Origin of the sequence: Microcoleus sp. S13_B4, from assembly GCF_036700885.1 — a bacterium.
In the GTDB taxonomy this organism is placed as follows: domain Bacteria; phylum Cyanobacteriota; class Cyanobacteriia; order Cyanobacteriales; family Microcoleaceae; genus Microcoleus.
The window spans coordinates 33,500-58,053 of the sequence record NZ_JAUBPU010000010.1; the positions used below are offsets into that span (position 1 = coordinate 33,500).

Annotated in this window: 24 protein-coding genes and 1 pseudogene; 14 read left to right on the forward strand and 11 right to left on the reverse strand. The window is 47.1% G+C overall.

Annotated elements, in window-relative coordinates:
- The first annotated feature begins 84 nt into the window (after positions 1–84).
- The gene (gene ilvD / locus QT994_RS08405) at positions 85–1,770 is read left to right on the forward strand and encodes a dihydroxy-acid dehydratase (RefSeq protein ID WP_333173359.1); all 1,686 of its coding nucleotides are present in this window, start codon (positions 85–87) and stop codon (positions 1,768–1,770) included.
- A gap of 117 nt (positions 1,771–1,887) precedes the next feature.
- Here the strand turns inward: ilvD and QT994_RS08410 are convergent, their stop codons facing one another.
- Positions 1,888–2,418 (reverse strand): hypothetical protein, encoded by a 531-nt coding sequence (locus QT994_RS08410; protein ID WP_333047622.1) that lies wholly within the window; start codon positions 2,416–2,418, stop codon positions 1,888–1,890.
- A 239-nt stretch (positions 2,419–2,657) separates the two neighbouring features.
- Positions 2,658–4,589: an ATP-binding protein gene (locus QT994_RS08415; protein ID WP_333173363.1), complete on the reverse strand. Its 1,932-nt coding sequence runs from the start codon at positions 4,587–4,589 to the stop codon at positions 2,658–2,660.
- Positions 4,590–4,927: 338 nt separating this feature from the next.
- On the opposite strand from QT994_RS08415, the gene QT994_RS08420 reads away from it, so the two are divergent.
- The 3 genes from QT994_RS08420 to QT994_RS08430 all read left to right on the forward strand — a co-directional run bounded on the left by QT994_RS08420 (position 4,928) and on the right by QT994_RS08430 (position 7,991).
- Complete coding sequence (locus tag QT994_RS08420) at positions 4,928–5,056, forward strand: hypothetical protein (protein ID WP_333173366.1); 129 nt, start codon at positions 4,928–4,930, stop codon at positions 5,054–5,056.
- A gap of 126 nt (positions 5,057–5,182) precedes the next feature.
- Positions 5,183–6,826 carry a GTP-binding protein gene (locus tag QT994_RS08425; RefSeq protein ID WP_333173370.1) on the forward strand — a complete coding sequence of 548 codons (1,644 nt, stop codon included), beginning with the start codon at positions 5,183–5,185 and terminating at the stop codon, positions 6,824–6,826.
- 148 nt (positions 6,827–6,974) lie between these two features.
- Positions 6,975–7,991 carry a phosphoribulokinase gene (locus tag QT994_RS08430; RefSeq protein WP_333173372.1) on the forward strand — a complete coding sequence of 339 codons (1,017 nt, stop codon included), beginning with the start codon at positions 6,975–6,977 and terminating at the stop codon, positions 7,989–7,991.
- A 110-nt stretch (positions 7,992–8,101) separates the two neighbouring features.
- Here the strand turns inward: QT994_RS08430 and QT994_RS08435 are convergent, their stop codons facing one another.
- Together QT994_RS08435 and QT994_RS08440 are read right to left on the reverse strand one after the other, a co-directional pair.
- Positions 8,102–8,614: an ARC6/PARC6 family protein gene (locus tag QT994_RS08435; protein WP_333173374.1), complete on the reverse strand. Its 513-nt coding sequence runs from the start codon at positions 8,612–8,614 to the stop codon at positions 8,102–8,104.
- 154 nt (positions 8,615–8,768) lie between these two features.
- Complete coding sequence (locus tag QT994_RS08440) at positions 8,769–8,975, reverse strand: hypothetical protein (RefSeq protein ID WP_333047615.1); 207 nt, start codon at positions 8,973–8,975, stop codon at positions 8,769–8,771.
- A 110-nt stretch (positions 8,976–9,085) separates the two neighbouring features.
- Here QT994_RS08440 and QT994_RS08445 point away from each other — a divergent pair, with 110 nt between their 5' ends.
- Complete coding sequence (locus QT994_RS08445) at positions 9,086–10,066, forward strand: ABC transporter ATP-binding protein (protein ID WP_445243885.1); 981 nt, start codon at positions 9,086–9,088, stop codon at positions 10,064–10,066.
- Positions 10,067–10,509: 443 nt separating this feature from the next.
- On the opposite strand, the gene QT994_RS08450 is transcribed toward QT994_RS08445, so the two are convergent.
- Positions 10,510–11,526 carry an adenosine kinase gene (locus QT994_RS08450; protein ID WP_333173379.1) on the reverse strand — a complete coding sequence of 339 codons (1,017 nt, stop codon included), beginning with the start codon at positions 11,524–11,526 and terminating at the stop codon, positions 10,510–10,512.
- A 145-nt stretch (positions 11,527–11,671) separates the two neighbouring features.
- Between QT994_RS08450 and QT994_RS08455 the strand changes: the two genes are divergently transcribed.
- The 4 genes from QT994_RS08455 (at position 11,672) to QT994_RS08470 (ending at position 15,027) form a co-directional block, all read left to right on the forward strand.
- Positions 11,672–13,234: an AAA family ATPase gene (locus QT994_RS08455; protein WP_333173381.1), complete on the forward strand. Its 1,563-nt coding sequence runs from the start codon at positions 11,672–11,674 to the stop codon at positions 13,232–13,234.
- A gap of 86 nt (positions 13,235–13,320) precedes the next feature.
- Positions 13,321–13,647: a hypothetical protein gene (locus QT994_RS08460; RefSeq protein ID WP_333047610.1), complete on the forward strand. Its 327-nt coding sequence runs from the start codon at positions 13,321–13,323 to the stop codon at positions 13,645–13,647.
- Between the two features lie 210 nt (positions 13,648–13,857).
- Positions 13,858–14,652: a YdcF family protein gene (locus tag QT994_RS08465; RefSeq protein WP_333173383.1), complete on the forward strand. Its 795-nt coding sequence runs from the start codon at positions 13,858–13,860 to the stop codon at positions 14,650–14,652.
- 141 nt (positions 14,653–14,793) lie between these two features.
- On the forward strand, positions 14,794–15,027 hold the full coding sequence (locus tag QT994_RS08470) for a hypothetical protein (protein WP_333047608.1): 234 nt from the start codon (positions 14,794–14,796) through the stop codon (positions 15,025–15,027).
- A 283-nt stretch (positions 15,028–15,310) separates the two neighbouring features.
- On the opposite strand, the gene QT994_RS08475 is transcribed toward QT994_RS08470, so the two are convergent.
- Both QT994_RS08475 and QT994_RS08480 read right to left on the reverse strand, forming a co-directional pair.
- A complete protein-coding gene (locus QT994_RS08475; protein ID WP_333047607.1) occupies positions 15,311–15,544 on the reverse strand; it encodes a ferredoxin-thioredoxin reductase variable chain in 234 nt (77 codons plus the stop codon).
- Positions 15,545–15,817: 273 nt separating this feature from the next.
- The gene (locus QT994_RS08480) at positions 15,818–18,589 is read right to left on the reverse strand and encodes a DUF3536 domain-containing protein (protein ID WP_333173385.1); all 2,772 of its coding nucleotides are present in this window, start codon (positions 18,587–18,589) and stop codon (positions 15,818–15,820) included.
- A 752-nt stretch (positions 18,590–19,341) separates the two neighbouring features.
- Between QT994_RS08480 and QT994_RS08485 the strand changes: the two are divergent.
- From QT994_RS08485 to QT994_RS08505, 5 genes and pseudogenes are all read left to right on the forward strand, one after another.
- Positions 19,342–19,482 (forward strand): annotated as a pseudogene (locus QT994_RS08485) (nucleotidyltransferase family protein); the annotation flags it as partial.
- Positions 19,483–19,593: 111 nt separating this feature from the next.
- The gene (locus QT994_RS08490; protein ID WP_332984565.1) at positions 19,594–19,854 is read left to right on the forward strand and encodes a DUF4160 domain-containing protein; all 261 of its coding nucleotides are present in this window, start codon (positions 19,594–19,596) and stop codon (positions 19,852–19,854) included.
- Positions 19,855–19,857: 3 nt separating this feature from the next.
- Positions 19,858–20,139: a DUF2442 domain-containing protein gene (locus QT994_RS08495; RefSeq protein ID WP_333173388.1), complete on the forward strand. Its 282-nt coding sequence runs from the start codon at positions 19,858–19,860 to the stop codon at positions 20,137–20,139.
- Between the two features lie 55 nt (positions 20,140–20,194).
- Entirely contained in the window at positions 20,195–20,692 is a 498-nt protein-coding gene (locus QT994_RS08500; RefSeq protein WP_333173391.1) for a DUF4365 domain-containing protein, read from the forward strand.
- Positions 20,689–21,231, forward strand: coding sequence for a hypothetical protein (locus QT994_RS08505; protein ID WP_333173393.1), 543 nt, complete (start codon positions 20,689–20,691; stop codon positions 21,229–21,231). The genes QT994_RS08500 and QT994_RS08505 overlap by 4 nt, the downstream gene beginning before the upstream one ends.
- A gap of 27 nt (positions 21,232–21,258) precedes the next feature.
- On the opposite strand, the gene QT994_RS08510 is transcribed toward QT994_RS08505, so the two are convergent.
- The 4 genes from QT994_RS08510 to QT994_RS08525 all read right to left on the reverse strand — a co-directional run bounded on the left by QT994_RS08510 (position 21,259) and on the right by QT994_RS08525 (position 24,554).
- A complete protein-coding gene (locus QT994_RS08510; protein WP_333173395.1) occupies positions 21,259–22,077 on the reverse strand; it encodes an alpha/beta hydrolase in 819 nt (272 codons plus the stop codon).
- Positions 22,078–22,109: 32 nt separating this feature from the next.
- A complete protein-coding gene (locus QT994_RS08515; protein ID WP_333173397.1) occupies positions 22,110–23,309 on the reverse strand; it encodes an FAD-dependent monooxygenase in 1,200 nt (399 codons plus the stop codon).
- A gap of 544 nt (positions 23,310–23,853) precedes the next feature.
- Positions 23,854–24,195, reverse strand: coding sequence for a hypothetical protein (locus tag QT994_RS08520; protein WP_333047594.1), 342 nt, complete (start codon positions 24,193–24,195; stop codon positions 23,854–23,856).
- Positions 24,195–24,554 carry a hypothetical protein gene (locus QT994_RS08525; protein ID WP_333173399.1) on the reverse strand — a complete coding sequence of 120 codons (360 nt, stop codon included), beginning with the start codon at positions 24,552–24,554 and terminating at the stop codon, positions 24,195–24,197. Before QT994_RS08525 ends, QT994_RS08520 begins: the two co-directional genes overlap by 1 nt.

Sequence of the window (24,554 nt, forward strand, 5' to 3'; positions counted from 1 at the left end):
GCACTGGGCAGTCAACAGCCAGCAGCAAAGAAAAACAGACAACTGACAAGTCAACAACAGACAACTGACAAAGGAAATTTTAAAATGCCTGAAAATTTGAGAAGCCAAGCTGTGACTGGGGGCGTGCAGCGCGCGCCCAACCGCGCAATGCTGCGGGCAGTCGGTTTTGGCGACGGCGATTTCACTAAGCCGATTGTGGGGATTGCCAACGGGTACAGCACGATTACGCCCTGCAATATGGGATTGAACGAGCTCGCTTTGCGGGCTATTGCTGGTGCAAGGGAAGCCGGCGCGATGCCACAGATGTTTGGCACGATTACTATCAGCGACGGGATCTCGATGGGAACTGAAGGGATGAAATATTCTCTGGTGTCGAGAGATGTAATTGCGGATTCCATCGAAACTGTTTGCAACGGCCAAAGTATGGACGGGTTGCTGGCTGTCGGCGGTTGCGATAAAAATATGCCGGGGGCGATGATTGCGATCGCCCGCATGAACATTCCTGCTATTTTTGTTTACGGCGGCACGATCAAACCAGGACACCACAACGGACGCGATTTAACCGTTGTCAGCGTTTTTGAAGCAGTCGGTCAATTCAGCGCGGGCAAAATTGACGAAACAGAACTCAGCGCAGTGGAACATAAAGCTTGTCCGGGTGCGGGTTCTTGCGGCGGAATGTTCACAGCAAATACGATGTCGAGCGCTTTTGAAGTGATGGGCATGAGTTTGCCTTATTCTTCGACAATGGCTGCTGAGGATGCCGAAAAAGCTGACAGCGCTGCCGAATCTGCAAAAGTTGTGGTAGAAGCTGTCCGCAAACAGTTGCTACCGAGCCAGATTTTGACTCGCAAGGCCTTTGAAAATGCGATCGCGGTCATCATGGCAATCGGCGGTTCAACCAATGCTGTGCTGCATTTATTGGCCATTTCAAATGCGATCGGCGTTGAACTGTCCCTCGACGATTTTGAAACTATTAGAGCGAAAGTGCCGGTGCTGTGCGACCTCAAACCCAGCGGCAAATATGTAGCAACCGATTTGCACAAAGCCGGCGGCATTCCTCAAGTAATGAAAATGCTGCTAGAAAAGGGTTTACTACACGGAGACGCCCTGACAATTACCGGTCAAACTGTTGCTGAAGTGTTGGCCGATATTCCAGCCGAACCCCGCACCGACCAAGATGTCATCCGTCCTTGGAACAACCCGATGTACGCCCAAGGACATTTAGCAATTCTGAGGGGAAATCTGGCAACAGAAGGAGCCGTTGCTAAAATTACTGGCGTTAAAAAACCGCAAATTACCGGCCCAGCGCGGGTATTTGAATCTGAAGAAAATTGTTTGGATGCAATTTTAGCGGGCAAAATTCAAGCCGGAGATGTGATTATCATCCGCTACGAAGGGCCCAAAGGCGGGCCGGGAATGCGCGAAATGTTAGCACCAACTTCGGCAATTATTGGCGCAGGTTTGGGCGATTCTGTAGGGTTAATTACTGACGGTCGCTTCTCTGGCGGAACTTACGGAATGGTTGTCGGTCACGTTGCACCAGAAGCACAAGTTGGCGGGACAATTGCTCTGGTAAAAGAGGGCGATTCAATTACGATTGATGCTAACAATCGCTTGTTGCAGCTCAATGTTTCTGACGCAGAATTGGAGCAGCGGCGCGCTCTTTGGCAGCCTCCTAAACCTCGCTATACTAGAGGGGTTTTGGCTAAATATGCTAAGTTGGTTTCTTCTAGTAGTATCGGTGCTGTGACTGATTTGGGTTTGGGTTAAAGTAGGAATTTTTTTAACCGCCGATGAAGGCCGATAAACGCAGATGAACGCAGATAAAATCTTATCTGCGTTCATCTGTGTTCATCCGCTGATATGTGCGGTTACAAAAATCCCAAATTAACTGCGCTGATTCAAAAAGCGGCTAGCCATAGACATTGCATCAGTAATATCTACATCACCGTCTCCATCTCCATCTAAAAACGTATTCAAAACGGGATTTCCGCCGTGGGCTGGATTTTGGGCGTTGCCGCCGGTTTGTAGCAAATTCAGTACGAGCGGCACCAAAACAGGTATCATCGCTTGCACTGTGGCGTTATTTAAACCGGTTCTTTGGGCGATATCGGCTACTATTTGCGTCAGTTGGCCTGCTCCGAACAAACTCTGTACCGCTTGGGGATTGGGATTTGTACCGCTAAATTGGTTGACAAGTTGTTGAGCTTGTGCGTCTCCTGACTGCGATCGCACGTCTTGTAATGCCGATCGCACGTGTCCGCCTAAAACCGACATTGCTAGCTGAGTCGTACCCGCATCGATGCCCTGGTTGCCACTCAACTGCTCTACCGCACCGAGAATGTTGCCCAACTGATTGGGACTTGCTTGTTGGTTGGGATTGTCGATCGCGCTCAAAATTTGGTCAAATAGTCCCATACTTTTCGCTCCGTACAGTGATTGCTCAACTTTAAATTATAGCAAATCCTGTTTTTAAAGATTACTGAAAATAGTTTTTAGTTGGGTATTATCACTCAGCGAGTGGGGTAGCAACAGCCAGTCAGTAAGCAATCTCATACCATTTTAGATTTTAGATGTGGAATAAATTATGACATTAGAGTGGGGAGCTTGCTTGCAGTTGCATTCTTTTTTCAAACAGGGATAAAAACGGATAATTTTTAACTTTTTACAGTTCCTCTTTTTTCGGCATTGGTTGGCACTTTCTCGTTGCCTCGGGAATTATATTCGGTAGCAAGTGGAGGTTGTAAGAGCGTCTTTTGCATTAAATTCTCCTGCTTAATCGGCAGGGCGATCGAAAATTCTGTCCCCGTTCCTACCTCCGACCAAAAGTTAATCGTCCCGCCGTGTTTCTGGACTATAATTTCGCGACCAATTGCCAATCCCAAACCAGTACCTACACCTCTCGGTTTAGTCGTAAAGAATGTTTCAAACATTTTTTCTTGACTCTCTGGGGCTATTCCCATACCGTTATCTGAAATTCGCACTACCACTGAGTCGTCGTCCAAGTATTCTGTAGCAATGACAATTCTCGGCGAAAAACTCGGTTTTTTCTGTTTAAGTGACTCCGAAGCAGATTGTTTTTTCGCCTCCTCAGAGCTGCTTTTCTCAATTTTTGCTTTTTCTTCCACAGCATCTAGTGCATTGTTCAGAAGGTTCACAAATACCTGGTACAGCAAACCCATATAGCCTTCAACAGTCGGGATGTTCCCGTAATTGCATACCACTTCAATGCCCTGTTTGATGCGGCTGTTGAGAATCAGCAAACTGCTGTCTATGCAGGCGTGCAAATCGACGGGATGAGGGGTCGCCTCGTCGAGGCGAGAAAAATCTTTCAAACTTAAGATAATAGCTTTGGCTCTTTCAGCCCCTAGCTGCATCGAGTCAAATATTTTGCTCAAATCTTCTTTGAGAAAATCGATGTCTATTTCTTCGCCTTTGGCGATAACTGCGGCCGGCGGGTTGGGGATTTCTGTTTCGTAAGTTTTGAGCAAATCTAAAATATCTTCAACATAATTTCTGGCTGGGTCGATATTGGCATAAATAAAATTGATTGGGTTGTTAACTTCGTGAGCAACACCGGCTAACATCCGCCCCAAAGTTGCCATTTTCTCGTTTTGAAGTATCTGGGTTTGTTGTTCAGATTTCAATTCTTCTAGCAACTGATTTACTTTCTGAATCAGTTGATTCAGCGAAGCTGCCAATACTCCCACTTCATCGGTGCTGGTAACTTGTACTTGCAACTGAAAATTAGATTCTTGAGTCACTCGCTGAGCGATTTTAGTGACAGTGGCGAGGGGTTTGGCGATCGCCCGACTGGTGAAGCCCGCCAGCAGTGCTGCAACGACGATCGACAGTGCCATACTACCCAAAATTATTTGCACCCGCAGCGCCTGGGCTCGCAGCAGATCCTCCCGCCCTGCATCTTCTTGCTCTTGGGCGCGATCGATAATTTCTGCTATATCATTGACCGCCCTATCTAGTTGCAACCCAATTTTATCTCGATCGAAATTCAACAGCAACTTACGTTTAATACTTTGTTGATCGGGGTTATTGGGCAGGTTACTAATTTTTTTATTCACTATTTCTAGTCTAGAAATATAATTAGACAATATCGAATCGCAAGTTTTTTTAAATTCTTCTAGGCCTTCTATGTCTTCCATGTAGTGAGATTTTTTTACTTCCGATAACAAGAACTTCAAATTATAAATGTTGTTTTGTATTTGTTCGTATTTGCTATCAAATATTTGGGGTTTCTCTAGCCCGTAAATTAGCCCCTCTTGGCTGTTTTGCGTTCGCAGTAAAGCCACCTGCAACTTATTTAAAAGCTGAGTTTCTCGATCGATGTGTACTTGATTGTTAGTTCTGCGATAGTAATGAGTGCCCACCAACATCCCGAGAGTCGTTCCCCCAATCGCAACACAAAGAGCCAGTGCGTACCCACTGCTGATTTTGTCGCGAATAGTGAGGTTGCCCAAGGAATAGGCTATGTGAGCGAAATAATTGAGCTTAAGTGGCGGGCTGTCTTTGATGTTATGCTCGCAAGAGGTAGAGAGTTCTTGTGAAGGCTGATTCTGATGTTTGATCTGCATAGATGCTAACCTGTGAATAATTCACGCACTGACAATTCAGTCTAACTTAACTCGCGGCTAATTTGACAGTAGTGCCGTGATATTTAATGTGATAACTTTTGTAAATTAGGATGCTCTTAGCTTGCCTAAGAAACCCCGTTTCTCGTTTCTACTTTCGGAGCTTCCAGGAGCCACTGGTGTTACAAAACCGGGTTTCTCTGTACTGAATGCCATATTTGTTTCTTAATAAAAAAGTATTGCTAGACTCGCGAGCGAATAAATCACCGAATAAATAAGTAGGTAGATGCAAATAAACCAGCCTACGGTTCGGGCGGGCGATAAGCTGTAGCTGAGTTATCGTGCAAGCTACAATTGCAGGAAGAGGGCGATCGCACTTGTCCGTCCCGCTGGCGCTCAAACTCCGCAAACCGCGCCTGCTGGACAAGCAGAATGGCGATTTGCGGACTCGCGCAGTACGATCCTCTTAGAGGGCTTCGCTAACGGGCGCTTAGCCATTTTAGATTTTAGATTTTAGATTTTAGATTTGCAATGACTGATGACTATCGGCGTAATGTAAAAATCAAAGCATAACCCTTTTATTTGCCACTCCCCTCATGCCTTTGCCACGCCTCTTAACCTTAATTGCTGCTTTCTGCCTCGCCCTGGGGCTGATTATTGGGCTGGTGAGTTCCTTAACGGGGCTTTACAGTCAAGTTGCGTGGTCTGCCTCTCCGCTGTTGGCTAATTTGCTGATTTTCCTGATAATTGTACTTTTAGGAACCCTAATTTTTGCGCTATTTTATTATTTTAGGCTGCTGCAACGCCCCCAGAAAGTTAAGGGAAAACGGCCGATTACTCCGAAGGTTCCTGTTGTTAAAAGTGAAGCTGCTTCGGAAAATCTCAAAGCAATCAGGCAGCAAGTCGATCGCATTCAAGATGAAGTAGCGCGGCAAGCTTTGCTGTTGAGAGCCCGCGAAATTGAAGCTAGCATGGCTCGCGGCAGCGTTCGAGTAGTTGTTTTCGGCACCGGTTCTGCGGGCAAAACTTCCGCTGTCAATGCGTTGGTGGGGCGGATGGCGGGACAGGTGGGCGCGCCGATGGGAACTACGGAAGTTGGAGAAACTTACACTCTGAAATTGAAAGGAATCGATCGAGAATTAGCAATTACTGATACCCCAGGCATCTTGGAAGCGGGAGTAGCGGGAACCTACAGAGAGGAATTGGCGAGGCAGTTGGCGGCGAGGGCAGATTTGATCTTATTTGTTTTGGACGGCGATTTACGCAAATCCGAGTACGAACCGCTGCGGACTTTGGCGGAAATTGGCAAAAGGTCGATCGTGGTTTTTAATAAAGTTGACCTTTATCCCGACAACGACAGAGATGAAATTCTCGATCAACTGCGGCAGCGAGTCAAAGGTTTTGTATCAGCAATGGATGTAGTGGCCATTAGCGCCAACCCGCAAAAAGTTGTACTAGAAGACGGCACAATTTTTCAGCCAGACCCGGATATTATGCCATTAATTCGGCGCGTCGCTGCGATTTTGCGAGCTGAAGGCGAAGACTTAATTGCGGACAATATTTTGCTGCAATCTCAGCACTTGGGTGACCAAGCGCGCAAGTTAATTGATGCTCAAAGAAGGCGGCAAGCTGATAAGGCAGTAGAGCGATTTCAGTGGATCGGAGCCGGAGTAATTGCTGTCACGCCTTTGCCAGTTGTGGATTTGTTAGCGACAGCAGCAGTTAACGCTCAAATGGTAGTAGAAATTGCCAAGATTTACGGCTGCGAATTAAATATCGATCGCGCGAAAGAATTGGCATTGTCTCTAGCAAAAACCCTAGCAAGTTTGGGCATAGTTGAAGGCGTAATTCAAGTAGTATCAAGGGCGCTGCAATTAAGCGTAGCCGGGTTTGTACTTGGCAAAGCAATTCAAGCAGTCAGTGCCGCTTATTTAACCCGAATTGCTGGTAAAAGTTTTATTGAATATTTCCGCCATGACCAAGATTGGGGCGACGGCGGCATCACAGAAGTCGTGCAAAGGCAGTTTCAGTTAAATAGGAAGGACGAGTTTGTAAAAGCATTTGTCAAAGATGCGATCGCCCGCGTTGTCGAACCTCTGAACATTTATCAGCAGGAATCGGAACCAGAATTAGAAATGTCAGCCGAATTGGAAGCAGAAATAGAACCAGAACCTTTGTATCAGCCGCCGCAACAAGACGATTGGGAAACTTACAGTAACAAGCGAAAGGATGACTGGTAATGGGGAATTGGCCAAACAGGGAAGTAAGAATTGGGTAATTACGATCGTTCAATGAGATGTTCCCTGAGTCTGCTTTGTTGAATTTTATTAAGAAATTTTACAATAATTTTACACATGGGGAAGACTCCGGGGGGGATCAAGTCAAACTATGCGAGAGATCGATCGAACCGAACACAATTTTGATAAGATTGAAGATTCACAACAAAATTTGCTATTGTCCGTCCGGGTAAAAACAATGAGCGATCGACCAATTATTCTCGGTATTGTCGGAGACAGCGCAGCGGGCAAAACCACCCTGACGCGGGGAATTGCCCAAGTATTGGGGCCAGAAAATGTCACTGTGATTTGCACTGACGACTATCATCGCTACGACAGAAAGCAGCGGGCCGAAATCGGACTCACAGCATTGCATCCCGACTGCAATTACCTCGACATCATGCAGCAGCACCTCAGCCTGCTACGCACCGGACAAGCAATTCTCAAACCCATCTACAACCACACCACAGGTACATTCGACCCGCCGGAATACATCAAGCCCAGCAAATTTGTAATAGTTGAAGGTTTGCTTGGTTACGCAACCCGAACAATCCGCGATTCTTACGACGTAAAAGTGTATCTTGCTCCCCCAGAAGAGCTGCGAACTCAGTGGAAAGTTAAACGCGATGTCATGAAGCGCGGTTATACTGAAGAACAGGTGCTTGCAGAGATACAAAAACGGGAACCGGATTCAGAAGACTTCATTCGCCCCCAGCGGAAAGTGGCCGACGTTGTAGTTAGTTTTTACCCGCCCGAAGTGGACAAAGAATCAAATTTGAGCGTCCGTTTAGTGCTCAGACCCACAATTCCTCACCCTGATTTTACTGAAATTTTAGGTAGAGGCAGCGATAGTTTTCAACCTGCAATTCGCTTGGGACTCGATCGGGATATGGGCAAACCTGTTGACGTTTTGGAAGTAGACTCCCACGCTACTAGCGATCAAGTAAACGAACTGGAAATGCTCTTGTGCGGCGAGTTGCCACACCTGCGGGGATTTTGCACCGCCCAAGGCAACCCGGAAATTGGCAAACTGATCGGGACAACTGGCGAAGTTTTGCAAAGTTACCCGCTAGCTTTGACGCAGTTGCTAGTTGCATATCACATGATGAAAGCAATTCATGTGTATTAGTTAGTTGTTAGTTGTTAGTTGTTATTTTTTAATGGTTATTAGGTTTTTGGTCATTAGCTTCAAATACTATTACCAATTATGATTAGTAACAAATAACAACTAACCCATGACTAATGGCTCATAATTTGAGAATCTGCAATTTTCCAGATGCCATCCCAATACTCTAAGGTATAGCGAACTACCTTAGTATTAAAACTGCTAGTCTCGACTCTGCTATTTCGGTACACTGTGGCATCTTCGGTGACTTTGACTTCAATAGTGGCTTTGTTTCCAGATGCTGCAAAGCGTTCGACGGATTCAACTTTTTGGACACCGTATCGGTACTGAGAATTGGTGTTTCTCAGATTGTCCATCGCTTTGACTGTATCGGTATACAAAATACCTGTAGTCATTTTAGCCAGCAATTGGCGATCGAATGGAGGAGCAAATATTTGCTGCTTTGCATCCAGCCACTTGCCAATTAAATCCGAAGCTTGTCCGAGAGTAATATTCGGAGCTTCACTAATATAATTTTCGCAGTAATTTGTTGCTAGCGGTTGTCTGCTACAAGTAATATTTTCCGCTTTCGCGGGCGGAGTCAACCACAAAGGAGTTAAGATAGCGAGTAGGATTATCGGTTTCATATCTAAATTCCTCAATCATCCTAAATTGACTGTGTTTAGCCAAAATTTAAGTGAGAATTATTAGAAAATAATCTCAACCTATCATTAGTTGGTCAGTAATTGGTTCTACATCATGTACTGGGGGAATTTCGGAATTTTAATTGTATTATTTTTGTCACAATTGAGAATAAATCCTCGGTGCTCGCCAAGTCGGGTTAGCCGTGCCTAATTGTTGAATTGGGGTGGAGACTGGCAATTGACTTTGAGGTGCGGGCACCATTTCGCCTCGGAAGTCCAGGAGGGTGACGAGCAGCAGATAGGCAACTGCTAAAATTATAGAAATCACCCCTGTGATAATAGCAATAATTTTGGAACGATCCATATTCAGAAAGTTTTAAGTTCAGCTAATATCAGTTTAACATTAAAAAGAGCAATTATTACTGAACTTATGCAATAGAATATAATCAGGTGCTAGTTATTTCTGTGACAAAAATGGAACCTCTTGTAGATGCGCCAAATCCCACCGAGATGCACGGAGCTACCCCAGTGGTGGAAACATTTAATCTGGGGAAGTTCTACCGTACCGGTTTCTGGATGAATGAAAAAATTGAATCGCTCAAAAATTGCACTCTGACTGTCTCTGAAGGGGAAACTTTCGGGTTGTTAGGGCAAAATGGAGCGGGGAAAACTACGCTGCTGAAAACTTTGCTAGGTATAGTGCGCCCCACTTCTGGCCGGGCGCTGCTGTTGGGGAGGCCTTTGGGCGATCGCACCGTGAAGCAGCGAGTCGGCTATTTGCCAGAAAATCCCTATTTTTACGATTATCTCACGGGCTGGGAATTCTTGCAGTTTGCGGCGGGCTTATTTCAAATTCCCCCGTCCATTCAGCGACAGCGAATTCCGAATTTGCTAGACTTAGTTGGGCTATCTCAATCGGCGGCAATTAAAAAACAGTTGCGCCAGTATTCTAAGGGAATGCTGCAACGGATCGGTATGGCTCAAGCTTTGATTAACAATCCAGATGTGGTGTTTTTAGATGAGCCGATGTCTGGTTTAGATCCGATGGGACGCTATCAGATGCGGGAGATAATTTTATCGCTGAAAAATCAAGGAAAAACAATTTTTTTTAATTCGCATATATTGTCTGATGTGGAAAAGATTTGCGATCGAGTGGCAATTTTGGCCAGAGGTGAGTTAATCTGCATTGGTGCGATCGATCAACTCCTGGGTAATACTGAAACTTACCGGGTTGAAGGTAGGGGCGGCCACTTGAATATCCTGAAAAAGTGGATACCGGATATGGAAGTTGATAATGATTTGTGGTACGGTCATTTGCAGGGCGAGCCGAAGGAGTTTCTTTCTAGTCTGAGCGGTACGGGAGGGCAGCTAATTGGGATGAATTTGGCTAAGCCTAGTTTGGAAGAGTTTTTTATGCAGCAACTGCAAGAAAGAGGGATTTATTCTAGTGGTTGAAGTCAATACATCAAGTTTATTGTGGGGTTGGGCATCTTGCCCGCCCTGACTATAGAAACGGGATCTTCGGCCCGTTCCACAGCAGATCAAGTTTATTGTGGGGTGGGCATCTTGCCCGCCCAAACTAATAAGAAAACTAGCTCTTCGGCCCGTTCCACAGGACATCAAATTTATTGTGGGTTGGGCATCTTGCCCGCCTTTTAAAGGCTAATGTTTTTTACTTCCGTTAACAATGGCCACTGTAGATTTGCACATACTAACTCTGCACAATTCCACTGCCGCAAATACTCATAGACTTCAGAAATAATCGCACTTGCCGCATCTAAATCTCCGGCTTGAGAAGCATGATAGTGTGCTCTGATTAGGGGCTTAACGCCTTCATCTGCGGTGCAAAAAAGTGCGATCGCCCTTTATACACAAAGTGCGATCGCCCCTTTCAATTCCTAACCAGAAATCACCTCACTCAAAAGATGAGCCTGAGAACCCTCCAGACGCGGCCCATGAATCTGCACCACCCTAGAAGCCAAGAAATTGCCCCAGCGAGCCGCTTGTACAGAACTCAAACCGTTAGTAATTCCAAACAAAACACCGCCCGCAAAAGCATCCCCAGCGCCCACAGTATCGATCGCCTTTACCGGAAATCCAGCTACATCAACAATCTGTTTGTTCTCCACCACCATGCAGCCTTGATCCCCATTAGTGATAAAAGCCAAATCCGAAATCTCGCTCATTTTCCGAGCGCACTCTTCCAGAGATTCCTCCTTAAAAAAGCTCCGAACTTCATCAGCATTGCAAAAAATTACATCGCAATATTCGGAAACCACCTTGTGAAAATCATCAGCAAATCGATCGACTAAAAAGCCATCCGAAAAAGTAAAAGCCACCTTCACACCCAGACGCTTAGACTGTTCCATCGTCTCAATGCTAGCCTTTCTCGGATCGGGAGCATCCCAAAGATAGCCCTCAACATAACTGTACTTGCAGTGACTCAGGCGATCGACATCAATATCAGTCGCAGCCAGAGTAGTAGAAACCCCCAGATTAGTACACATCGTGCGTTCCGCATCCGGCGTAGTCAGCACAACACAAGTACCCGTGGGCTCGTTCGACGACTCAGCAGGATGCACGTTAAAATCAATCCCCGCCGCCAGCAAATCTTGCCGATAAAATTCGCCGTTAGTATCCTTAGCAACCTTCCCCGAATAATACGCTTTACCGCCGCTCTGAGCCAAACCAATTATCGTATTTGCTGCCGAACCTCCCGATCGCATTTGCAGTGAATTGTGCTCTAAATCGTGCAAAATACCCCCCTGCGTTTCCGAATTCATCAGGGTCATCCCGCCGCGATTCAGCCCGTGGCCGAGTACAAATTCATCTTCTACCAATGCTAGGATGTCTACCAGGGCATTTCCCACGCCAAACACATCCACGGAACGGGAATCTTGATTATTTTCTGTCATCAGTAATTTTTGGTTTACACTAATTATCAACTTTATAATAAATCGACTTCAACTCACCATCTATTTTCTTTAAGTTATCTTTATCTAAATCCCCAAGCCCAAATCGATCTAATCCAAAATCCAAAATCTAAAATCCCAAATCGATATGACTGATACTTGTCTCCCACCTCTGATTCAGCAAATGTTGCAGCCCGGGTTTTACCCGCACGGGGTGACAGAACCAGTGCAGCTAATTCAGACTCATGCTTCCTTTGTTTTGCTGACAGGAGATTATACTTACAAACTCAAGAAACCAGTCAATTTTGGCTTTTTGGACTATTCAACTTTGGAGAAACGGCAGCATTTTTGCAAGGAAGAATTGCTGCTGAACCGACGCACTGCTCCGGAAATTTATCTAGAAGTTTTGCCAATTGTTCTAATTGGGGATTCGTTTCAATTTGGCAGCAACTTGCCTGGTATAACTCCGGCTGAAGTGGCTGTAGAATACGCACTGAAAATGCGGGAGTTTCCTCAAGATTCGCTGTTGCTTAGTTTGTTGGAACGCGGGCTGTTGACCGAGCAAATTATGGCAGACTTAGGGCGCGAAGTTGCCAACTTTCACAGAACGGCAATTAGTAATAGCTATATTCGGACATTTGGCGAAGTCAGTCAGATTCGGACAGCAATAGACAACAATTACCTGATTTCGCAAAAATATATTGGCGGGCCGCAGACTCAGACACAATATGACGAAACTAAAAATTATACAGATACGTTTTTTGCGGAAAACCAAGAGTTATTTAACCTGCGGATTGACAATAAAATTCGCGAGTGCCACGGAGATTTACACTTGCGGAATATAGCATTCTGGAAAGATAAAATATTACTGTTCGACTGCATTGAATTTAACGAGCCTTTCCGCTTTGTTGATGTCATGTACGATGTGGCTTTTACAGTAATGGATTTGGAATCGCGGGGGCGCAGAGACTTGGGCAATGCTTTTCTCAATACTTACATCGAACAAACAGGGGATTGGGAAGGACTGCAACTGTTGCCTCTGTATTTGAGCCGTCAAGCTTATGTTAGAGCGAAAGTAACTTCGTTAATGTTGGACGATGCCGCTATTTCAATAACCCAAAAAGCAGAGATTTCACAGACAGCAGCTCATTACTATAAACTGGCTTGCAAATACACACAACCGCACCGGGGAAAGTTAACTTTGATGTCGGGTTTGTCGGGTTCTGGCAAGAGTACAGCGGCTCGATATTTGGCTCGCCGCACTGGGGCAATTCACATTCGCTCAGATGCGGTTCGCAAACATCTAGGGGGGATTTCTTTAAATGAACGCGGGGGGCAAGATTTGTACTCGGATGAAATAACCGCCCAGACTTATGGTAGATTGTTAGAGTTGGGGATAATGCTGGCTGACCGAGGTTGGGATGTGATTTTAGATGCCAAGTTCGATCGCCAAAACTGGAGAACCGATGCGATTAATCAGGCTCAATCCCACGGCTTGCCGCTGGAAATCATTTACTGCACCGCACCAATAGAAGTATTGCGAGAACGACTGCAACAGCGCAGGGGCGATATTGCCGACGCGACGGCAGAACTATTGAGTTCGCAGCAAGCAGCTTTTGAACCTTTTACAGAATTAGAGCAAATTTCTGTAAACATTCTAGATACCCTGCAAGACTTAGAGGTACAATTAAATGTGATTTGTGGGGAGTAGTTGCAGAGCGATCGCCCTTGCCAATTTGATTGTCTGCTAATATTGTCAATATCTTTCTGTGTTATTACAAACACAACTTGCAGCTCATGCCAAAATTTACCGGAGACTCCAAGGGGTTTAGCCCCGCGCTGATATGGTTTGTGTTGTTTACCGTTGGGTTTCGCTTAGTAGGATGTAAGCTGCCCGTGAGTCTCGGCCTTGGTGTCATCGGCGGCGTGGCAGCAGGTTTAATTGTCGCTTGGTGGCACAACGAACTACTACTAAACCCGAATATGAGTTCCAAGGAGAAAACCTCGGATGCTATCCTCAATAAAGAAGTAGTGGAAACGGAGGGCAGACAATATAGCAAAACCTCTAGGCGTGAAGCTGCTACATTCTTTGACTGGTTGTCTGGGCCAGAGGATCGTCGCTAGCACGGAAAAGAGTTTTTAGTATTGAGATTGCTTCTTTCCTCGTAACGCTGCGCGGTTTTAAGTTAAAGAGTTCAGAATTCAAAACTCAATACTAAAAATTAACAAGTCCCGCCAACTAAATTACTAATTACCGATTAGCGCTTAGCGATTGTCGCTGACCGATTGCGGATTATCCATTCCCGCTAACGAGCAATTTGAATTACTTGCTGAATGTTTGTATTTCTGTCGAAACTCCTGCCGCTGTTTATTTATCCTTTGGGGTTGAGTTGCCTGTTAATGATGGCGGCTTTAATAACACTTTGGAAGCGTCCCAAATGGGCGGCGGCGCCAATTGCTGCGTCTCTAATTATTTTACTACTCGGAAGTAGCGGTTGGGTTTCAAAATCGTTAGTTCGATCGCTCGAATGGCAAAACTTACCAACCGCCGAACTCCCCCAAGCTGAAGCTATTATCGTCTTGGGCGGCGGTGTCAAAGCAGCTTTGCCACCCCGTCCTTGGGTAGAATTAGGGGAAGCGGGCGATCGAATAATCTACGGTTCCCGACTTTACAAGCAAGGCAAAGCTTCCCTGCTAATTCTCAGCGGCGGTAGAGTAGATTGGAAAGGTGGCGGGCCTCCCGAATCGGCAGACATGGCAGAAATTGCCCAAACAATCGGTGTACCGGCATCAGCAATTCTGCAAGACCCCGATTCACACAACACCTATCAAAATGCCGTCAACGTGCGGAAAATTTTAGATGGTAAAGGCATAAAAGGGCCGGTTTTGCTAGTGACATCGGCGATGCACATGACTCGATCGCTCTTAATTTTCCAGCGTCAGGGAATAAAAGCAATTGCCGCACCAACAGACTTTCAGATAACGCAGCAGGATATCGCAGCATCCCAAAGCAATTGGCAAGCAGTCGCCTTGGATTTATTGCCGGACACCTATCAGTTAAACCAATCAACTAAAGCTTTGAAAGAATACATCGGCTTAATCGTTTATCGTCTACGGGGATGGCTTTAACAGAATTTTAGATTTGGGATTGTGGATGAAAGAATTTAAGTAGTCTCAACCGTGAAGTCACTTCCAAAATCCAAAATAGATTCAGTGTGTTAGCTTAAAGTCATTACAGCCAATATTAGCCACACTCGCCCCCAAACAATCATGCTGCCCCACGAGTTGCAAAACATTGCCCCAGAACCGACTCCCGCGGCCGAAATTTTTCAGAGACACCAAATTGTCCGCGAGTTTTACGATGAAATTAAGTACCGTCAAGAACTAGAACTTCACTGCCAGTGGTATTACGCTACAGCCAAGCAGCATCAGCAGGAATTGCAGAAAATGCAGGGAGATTTGAATATCTTCGGTTGGTTTAACCGGGGACGGTCGAAAAATTAAGGTTTAAATAAAAAAGATGGTTTGTAGTAAGGACTTTAGTCCTGCCGATCGACTAAAAGCCACAGAAAAAACTGAAGTCCTCACTACAAACTCTACAACAGCTATATGAATCCCGCCCAAAAACGGATACTTGCGAACCACAGGAGTCGCCATCAGCCCAAAATTTTCGACCCTAGTTCAAGCTTCCAGATTCATCTGTGGAGTAAATCTAAAATCTAAAATCTCAAATCGACTGACCGGATTTGATATTGTCTTTGGGCTCCGGCTTCTACTTGGGAGACAGCTAGACTTCCGAAGATATCAATTCGACCTCATCCTCTTTCAGGTGAGCTCGAAATTTTTTGTCAAATTGTACTAGAACCGGCCAATTAGCACTGACAGGTCGGCCGTGCCATTCGTGAACGATCGCCACGACTTCTCCTTCCATACCCTTAATATCAAATGGTTGACTGCGATTTTGAGGGTGGTGGTAGACAACAACAGAGTTTTTAATGCAAACGCGATCGCCAACTTTCATAGACTTATATTTAGTGTTCTCTCTTCAAAACTCTGCAAAGCTTACGGGTGCTTAACACTTGTACGCTTTGCCGACAGTTTTCTTATCTTCCCACAAGTAGAGCGAAAACTTAAACAAAGTTGGCGCTTCCCTGTCGGTGCTTCGATCCCCAGCCGCTATCCACCTCAGCCGAAATGTTGATCCATTCTCGGTTGCACCCGCAGGCCCGATCGGGATTTCAACCCCGATCGGGCGGATTCTCAAGGGCGGGAATTGATTTGGCTAATCAGGAAACTATTTACTTAACTGATTTAACCAACACTCAACATCAACACCCAAGGTTTGACCCAACTCCAGCAACTGCCGGATCGAAGGCAAGTCCCAGCCGGCGCCGGAACCTGCAATCCCCAACGCAACGGCAGCGACCACACTGTCGCCCGCCGACACCTCTTGCAGTTGCAGCCAGCCCAAACACAGGGGCACAATTTGACTGTAAAGAGAATTGAAATACAGTTCCTGCGATCGATCCAGACACAAACCCAAACTCAGCCGATCGCCCACAGCAATCAAACGCTCGATCGTGCGGATATCAGCTTCTAAAGTGACAGGCGAGCGATCCTCCGCGCCCGATCCAGCTTGCAGCAGCGTGTCTAGCGATCGCCAAACCAGCTTTTCCAAAATTTCCTTGACTTCGGGAACGTTCAACCGACAGCGGAGATGGCCGCTTTCAGTGGCGATCGCCTCAATTTCCGCCAGCAGCGACTCCATGTCCTCCGTTTCCACTTCCAGGGCCTTGGCCGCCGTCAAACAGCGGTGTCCCAAAGCCACCTCAGCGGCCACCTGCAACTCTACGGGCACCTGCAGATCGTCGCGGTGGAACGCCATTATCACCCCGTAATTTTCCCGGTAAACCTGAGTGTAAAGCTGATCCAACCGAGTCAAATTTTCCTGACTCAGCAACTGCACGATCCGGTGGCGTTCCTCCGCAAATAAATCCCGCAAGCTAAAGGACTGATCCCCAAACAGGCGCACCATTTCCAGAATCGCGTGGGACGCCGAAGCTTCTTGCATAACTCCAAACAACCGCTCTTTGAGCATAGTGTAAGACCGGCGGCTGCCAAAAGGCTGAATGCAGCAGTGGAAGTCCCAGCCGCCGAGGTGCAACGCAGCAAACACAAAAATCTCTGTTTCCCGCGTAATTTCCGAGGTTAACTGCAATTGACCCACAGCCAGAGTCATCGATCCCATGCGCTGAATTTGGAAATCTTCCTGCTCGGCCTGATAGCAGTAAAGTCGCTCTTCGCGGGAATATTTGGCAAACAGAGAACTGATTGCGTAGTGGGCGGCCACTTGTTTGAGACTAATTTGGGCTGTCACCACCAGTTGGCGGTAAACTTCTGCCCCTGTTTTAAAACACTCAACGTTGCTGGGTACGAGGGCTAGTTGAGCGACAAAATCTTTTTCTAGCTGGACGCCGGTAACTTCGGCCGCCAATTCCAGCGCCCGGGCCGCGTAGCGCAGAATTTGCACGCCTTCTGGCCGCGAGATTTCTTCAAAAAACCAGCCGCAGCTAGTGAACATTAACAAGGCGTGGCGCTGCATTTCCAGCAGCCGCAGGGCGTCCACCTGCTCGGAGGCATCGAGTTCGCGCACTTGATGGCGTTGAAGGAAACTGTCAACATTACTGGGTGATCGATCCCGGATGACCTCAATATATTCATCTCTGGCTTTCCAGGGATCGCTCAACAGCTTGCGCCCCGCTTCTTCATAAATCGGAATCAGCCGATCGCGCAGCCAATTGAGAGTATCCCGCAGAGGGCGGCGCCATTTGAGGTGCCATCCGCCGCCACCACCGCAGCCGCAATCATCTTGCCAGCGATCGACCCCGTGAGAACAACTCCAGGCCGTCACGGGTTTGAGTTCCACTTCCCAAGCGCTCGGATTTTGGCTTAAATAATGAGCAAAATTCGTCACCGTCCAGCCTCGGCGGGGAAACTCTTCTGTGAAGGCGTAGGCGAGGCATTTTTCGGTACTGTTTTTGTGGTGGCCGAAAGTTTCGCCGTCCGTCGCCACGCAGATTAATTGAGCCGGTCGGTGGTCTCCCCGTACTGCTTGACCCAAGCGCCCGACCAAATGGTGGCTGCTGCTGAGAACGTCATTGAAGCCCATATCCCGCGAGATCGGGCCGTCGTAGAAAAAGATATCAATGTAAGGAGTGTTGGCAGGTGGGGCTTCGGAATTTTGGGAGTGCTGGCGGCCAAAATAGTGAGTGCTCAGCGGCGAGAGTTGGTGGTCAGCCATCAACCGCATTTCTGGTTTCAAATAGCAGCGGTACGGGCGAGTCGGATCGATTTGGCCGCCGCCGACTTCGTGCCATTCGGAATTTTCCGCTGGTTCCGCTTCGTGGCTTTGCCCGATTAGCGGGCGGCAGCGTTCGGCTTGGGAGGGGGCTAAGACAATGAAACGGATGCCTTCAGCGACTAAAACTTCGAGGGTGGCGTAGTCTACGGCGGTTTCGGCGAGCCACATTCCTTCGGGATCGCGATTGAATCGGGAGCGAAAATCTGCGATCCCCCACCGAATTTGGGTGTATTTGTCTCGCTCGTTAGCGAGGGGCATGATGATGTGATTGTAGACTTGGGCGATCGCGTTGCCGTGACCGTTGAGCCGCTGACAGCTTTTGCGATCGGCTTCCAGAATCCGCTGGTAGACTTCCGCATCGTAGCGTTCGAGCCAGCTCATCAGGGTCGGCCCGATGTTGAAGCTCATATACTCGTAGTTGTTGACGATCCCCGCGACTTCGCCGCGATCGTTGAGTATGCGGGCAAAGGCGTTCGGGCGGTAGCACTCGATGTCAATGCGTTCGTTCCAGTCGTGGGCGGGAGAGGCGCTGGCTTGGCGTTCGATCGCGTCCAGGTAAGGGTTTTCCCGGGGTGGCTGGTAAAAGTGACCGTGAACCGTCACGCACACCCCAGTTGCTGCAGCCACGCTGCTTTGGGTTGCAGCAGTTACGGTTGGCGAAGACAAAGGTAGCACATCGGATTGAGTAGTAGAAATCGAAACCATGCGATCGAATCCTCAAGTAGTTAAAGACAATAAAACGAGCCTAATTAGAAACTGAAACCTTACGCAGCAAGAGTTACAGCTAGGCATCTGTTAGGACTAAATTTGGCTGACAAGTTTTGATACATTTGTAGTATTGCGAGCAAAGCATTCGTTCCAAGATGCCAACCGTCGATCCCTGGTTTTTTTGCCAATGCTTTGCTGTTGAAAGAGTTAAAAAAGGTAGCTTTTGCTGCTTTTTGGCACTTGCGACCCATTTCGGGTTAGTGCTTGCAGCACTGCTCATTGAGAGTTTCATTTACCTTGCTGGATTGTAAAGTCTTATTCATTAAATAGCAACTTTTGCCGGAAAGATTTAATTTTTGGCACTAAATCTTGGCGGTTGTGGATATCGGTTTAATGCCCGATGAATTTATAGAATAAGAGTATTGCCCGAGTTTCGCATCATACTTTAGGTGCTTTTTACCTAAGTTCTGGAGAAGTTAGGCCAGTTGGCTTAGGGCGGGGCAGATTTGCTGCCAATGTACTTTCCAGAAGAGTTGTAACACTGGTGCGGAGTCAAAAGGCAACAAAAAAGCAAAACGGTAAGTGTTATGTTTTAACTCCTGAGAGGTATGTGGGGGCGGAGGCCTGGGAGGAGGAGGAGGAGGGTTTGGACGAGAAGATGCTGCAGTTGACGGCGAAGTTGGAGAGGCACTTTGCCGAGAGTGCCAAGTTAGAGGCGATGATCCGGGAAAATCTGCGGGGGTGGAGTTATGGGAATTGAGGAATTGCTGAAGTTCAAGCGCTCCGATATCCTGAGAATTGCTACTCACCCAGGCGCCTTAAATGTGCGCGTTTTTGGTTCGGTTGCCAGGGGTGAAGCAACAGCAGATAGCGAGGTAGATTTTTTAGTATAATTGGAACCAAAACGCAGGTTTTAAGCAATATTAAAGAATGTATTGAGCGGATTTAGTCTTACGAAACCGGGTCAAAGACGCCGAAAAAATTGTATAGGAGACAATCTAGTGCCAGAACTCAGCAGATTTTTAGGCATCATCATCACGATGTACTATAACGACCACCCGCCCCCGCACTTTCATGCCCGCTACAATCAACAAAAAGCCATCATTGATATCGAAACCCTCTCAATCCTAGAAGGCAAACTTTCCCCTCGCATCTTAGGATTAGTTGTAGAGTGGGCTGCCCTTCATCAAACAGAGCTCATGCAAAACTGGCAACTTGCCAGACTTCAAACACCATTAGAACCTATTGCCCCTTTGGAATAAACAATGCTCAAAAATATTAGCTCAGTTCAACCATTAGAAAACTATCAACTTCACCTCAAATTTGAAGATAACCAAGAGGGAGTAGTTGACATTAGCCAATTAATCGAATTTACCGGAATCTTCGCCCCCTTGCAAGACTTGACTTACTTTAACCAAGTCAAACTAAATCCAGAATGGGGGACAATTTATTGGGAAAATGGAGCCGATTTAGACCCCGATGTTCTCTACTCCATTGTCACAAACCAACCGATACAAATCAAGCAAACAATAACCAACATGATGTAATTTTATCTACGATCTAGCACTAAACAGGTTAACAAGAATAATCGCTAGGTAAAAAGTGGACATCAACCAACAAAAAGAACAATTCAGCAACATCTACCTGCAAGCTGTCACCACCGTTGCCGGCTATTCCCTCTACAAACCATTCGTAGACGATGACAACGTAGACTGGGGAGTAGCTGCGAAAGCCGGGACAGGCCCGATTAGAGCACCTCGCTTAGAATTGCAGTTAAAATCTACATCAAGAGACATCCAAGACGATAACTCTATCCGCTACCCCCTCAATCTCAAAAACTACGACCACTTAAGAATTGATGATTTCGCCATTCCCCCAATTTTAGTTGTCGTTTTAATCCCCGAAACACCCGAATACTGGTTAACCCAGTCGGAACCAGAACTCTGCATGAGAAGCTGCGGATATTGGAGCTCGCTGCGGGGAATGGCAGACACACAAAATACCAGTGCTGTCACCGTCACCATCCCTAGAACTAACCAATTTACAGTCGCCGCCCTTCAGTCAATTATGGAGGGAATTAGCCAAGGAGTCCAACCATGAAATTCACCGTAAAAGATCGCCAAACTCTCGAAACCATCGAGCTAAATCAACTGAGAAATTACTTACAAACTCACGGCTGGCATCAAGACCAACCTTTTTTAGATAATGCCACACTTTGGCACAAACCAACAACCGACGGAGAAGAATTAGAAATATTGCTACCTAATCGGCAAAATCTCCGAGATTATGGAGCGCGTATCAGCCACGCAATTCAAACCCTAGAAAACGACGAAAATCGCCCTCAAATTGAAATTTTAAGCGAACTACTTACCCGCATTCCCAACACGATAATTCAGGGAATTGTTATGCAAATTTACACCCCAAATACCCAAAAATTAAGTGGCGAAATTACTCTCATCGGCCTTGTAGTTGCCAAATTGCAAAAAATTCAAACTTCACTTGCAGACAAAGATTATATCCTGGCGATTAAAGCTTATCAAGAACGCTTACCGATTCTCTGTAGCGGTGACTTAATCAAAGACAACAACGCCTTCATCCTCAAAAACCCCCACAACTTAACCCTCGATGAGTTGTGGTAAGACTAACAGATTTTGTCGAAATCTATATTAAACACTTTCCAAACAGATATCAAGTTCCCTAGCAAAGGCTTCCGGCGCATCCAGCATCAGCCAGTGTCCAGTATCGGCGATCGTAGTTGTCGTCAGTGTGGGACGGAGGATGTGGAGGCTGAAGGGAAAAGTGTTTGAGGGAGCAATAATGGCGTGGACCAGTGTTCCAGGGGCTGCTAGGTAGCGATCGAGAGCATCAACTGCTTCAAAGGGAAACATCCCGCGATACATTCCACACAGGCAATCCCGTGGAGTCGCCGCCAACCAAGCGAGTATCCGATCGCGCGTCTGGGCCCTGCTTCCTGTCAGCGCCTCATTGAAGCTGGTTTCCACAGCAGCCCGCCAATCCTCCGTCTCCAGAGCCCTCTGGTAAAGGACGATGCGTGCCTCGTGCACCTCTGCAGGCACCTTGGTAAAGTCTCCAGGTGGGTCTGCCAGGATCAACTGCGCGATGATGCGGTGCGGTGCGCTGGCTGCTGTGGCGAGGGCAATACAAGCACCGAAACTGTGCCCGACGATCGCCACTCGATCGAGTCCCAGCCCATCCAGTACCGCCAAAACATCCGCTGCACATGAGGCGGGCGCATAGTTGCCGTCCTCCGGCGGTGCGGAATCACCGTGTCCCCGCATATCAAGGGCGATCGCGCGTCGGGTACGGGCGACACGGGCAAGCTGCGCCTCCCAGATGCTCGCAGAAACCGCCATACCGTGCACGAACACCACCGGCAGCGCTTCCGATTCCGCAGCGGTGACAGGGGGGCTGGCTTTGATGATGTGAATAGTGCCGATCGGTCCTTTGATATTTGTCGATCGCATACAATTTTCTCCTAATTGTGAATTTCCTCTTTTCACACCACCAATTTTACCTGCGTTACTCCTTGGCGCAATTCATACTGTCCTTTTACCCAAAATTGTTTAATTTTTTCACCCAAAAACGGAACTGTTTGCACCATCAATAAACGCAATAATCCATTTTTTCGCAGTTGTTCGCCTTTCCACGCTTCTTGTGCTTGAAGTTGTTGGGCGCGAATAATTTCGGGTTCGCGTTCTGCCTGAATCCGCGATAATGCTAAGTCAATATCCTCGTAATTAGCCCCTACTTTCAATAAAGGTACAAGGTGATTTGCCGCAACAATTACATCGCGTAACGCCATGTTAATTCCTTGAGCGCGAACCGGAGACATGGGATGTGCAGCATCCCCCAAAAGTAGGATTCCTGGTCGATGCCAGCGCGGACAGCGACCAACCACAACAGATAATCGCATCGGAGATTCGATCGTATCGGCACACTTGCGGAAATGTTCTGCCATCCACGCAGGGGATCGCGATGCGAAAGTTTCTGCCCAGTCTGTGTGTTTCCAATCCGTTTTGTCATCTGCCGATAGCACCCAAGCCAGATGAAGTTTTCCTGATTCTGCCCCATGAAAGACACTGAATCCGCTACCGCCATTCAGGATGGAATAAAATACATTATCCGCCACAAACCGAGGATGATCGGCAAGTTTAAACCACAGAACATCTATACTATTCTGCTGTTTTACTAACTCTAATTCTGCACGTTGTCGTACAACCGAGTTTCTACCATCTGAACCAATGACAAGTGCAGCAGGAATGTCTCGCCCATCTCCTAGCTTTACACCCGCAATGCGATCGTTGCTGTACAGTAAATCTTTTACGGGAACACCTGAGATAAATTCAAACTCTGGATGCAACTGAGCTTCTGAAATTAGTCTTTCTAGCAAAGGCGGTTGCGATACCAGCGTACAAGGTCGATTTGACCCCATTGGCTCATCAACTCGAAATAGTTGCCGATCGCCCACAACGAACTCCCAGGCATCAATTTGTCGGTGTGGAACACCTTCTAGGATAGTGGATAAGCCCATTTGTGCGATCGCATCCAATCCGCTGGGCATTAACGCTTCACCCCGAAACACTCGGTAAGAATCTTTTGCAGCCTCAACCAACGTTACAGCAATACCTCGTTTCACCAGCAGTAAGGCAAGTGCCGCACCAGTTGGCCCCGCTCCTACAATTACAACTTGCGTCATTGCCATTCCCCATTGCTTTTTAATGTATTTCTCAGTTTAATTTCCATCCTAAGAGATAAAGCACTGCCCGCAACTATTCATCCACTTCTGCTGAAAAAGATTCTGGTAAAGACCGAATTTGCTAGACTAAAATGTTTTATTAAATGATATCGATTCCGGTTGCACCGTCCGTGATTGTTGACTGTTGACTCATAACTGATGACTAATGACTGATGACTAATGACTCGGGGTCAAAAAACGGAAAATTGTGCGCTATCTTTGTTGGCAGCTTGATTCGACTTTACGCCCGACTTCGGAGCGTGGATTTGATATCAATTCCGGCCTGACTGCCGGAATTGATATGATAAAGTCAAGGTCAATCATTCCTCCTTCCCCAACGGACCACTCCCCATCATTCCGGTGTAACGGGAATTGATATGACTTGTGATCGGGCTGATGCCTCCCCAGCCACAGAAAACATTCAAACCGCTGTCTGACCGACAACTTGCAGGCTGAACCTCAAATCGATCGCCACGGCCTCCACACTGACGATAAAAATTTATCGCTAATTGGCATCTCTTTCTAACTGTTGGGAAATCTCTTTGAGCGCATCGATCGTGCAAATTAAGCGGGGATGCTCTGGATCGAATAAATCGAGTTGATCCCAGGGAATACGATATCCCTTATGTAGATTGCGGGCACCCAAAAGATGCAGCAAACCTGCGCCTAAATTCCAGGCAGACAAACGCTCGACGATCGCCGGTATGCCCACCAGATATTCTACAATGACCCAATCATCGCCTTGCTGCTGGGCGCGCACCTCTTCAATGCGTCCAACGCGATTGCCCGTTGAATCAAATACGCATTTACCCAGCAGCAGTTCTAAGTGTAGTTCGCGACTTGCCATCAACTTCCTCCTGGAATGTGTTTAATCACATGATCGCGCAGCCAGACTTCGTAGGCTAATGCGGGAGTTTGTTCGGCATCGAGATCCACTTCCACATCAATGCCGATGTTTCGCACCTTCGACCAAGCAATGCGAAACGGTTCGGTGTGTTTAGCACCCCACTTGCTGGCAATCGCGGCAACCCAACGCGAGCAACCGGGATGAACTCGATGCGCTAAGGTGGTGACTCCTGTTTCAAGATACGCCAGTCGCGGTGGCTGTCCCTCTACGAGTTCTACAACAATGCCATCGACCTTGCCCATCTGGCGTTGGTTGCGATCGACAATCTGATTATCTAAAACATCTCGAATTACATCCAT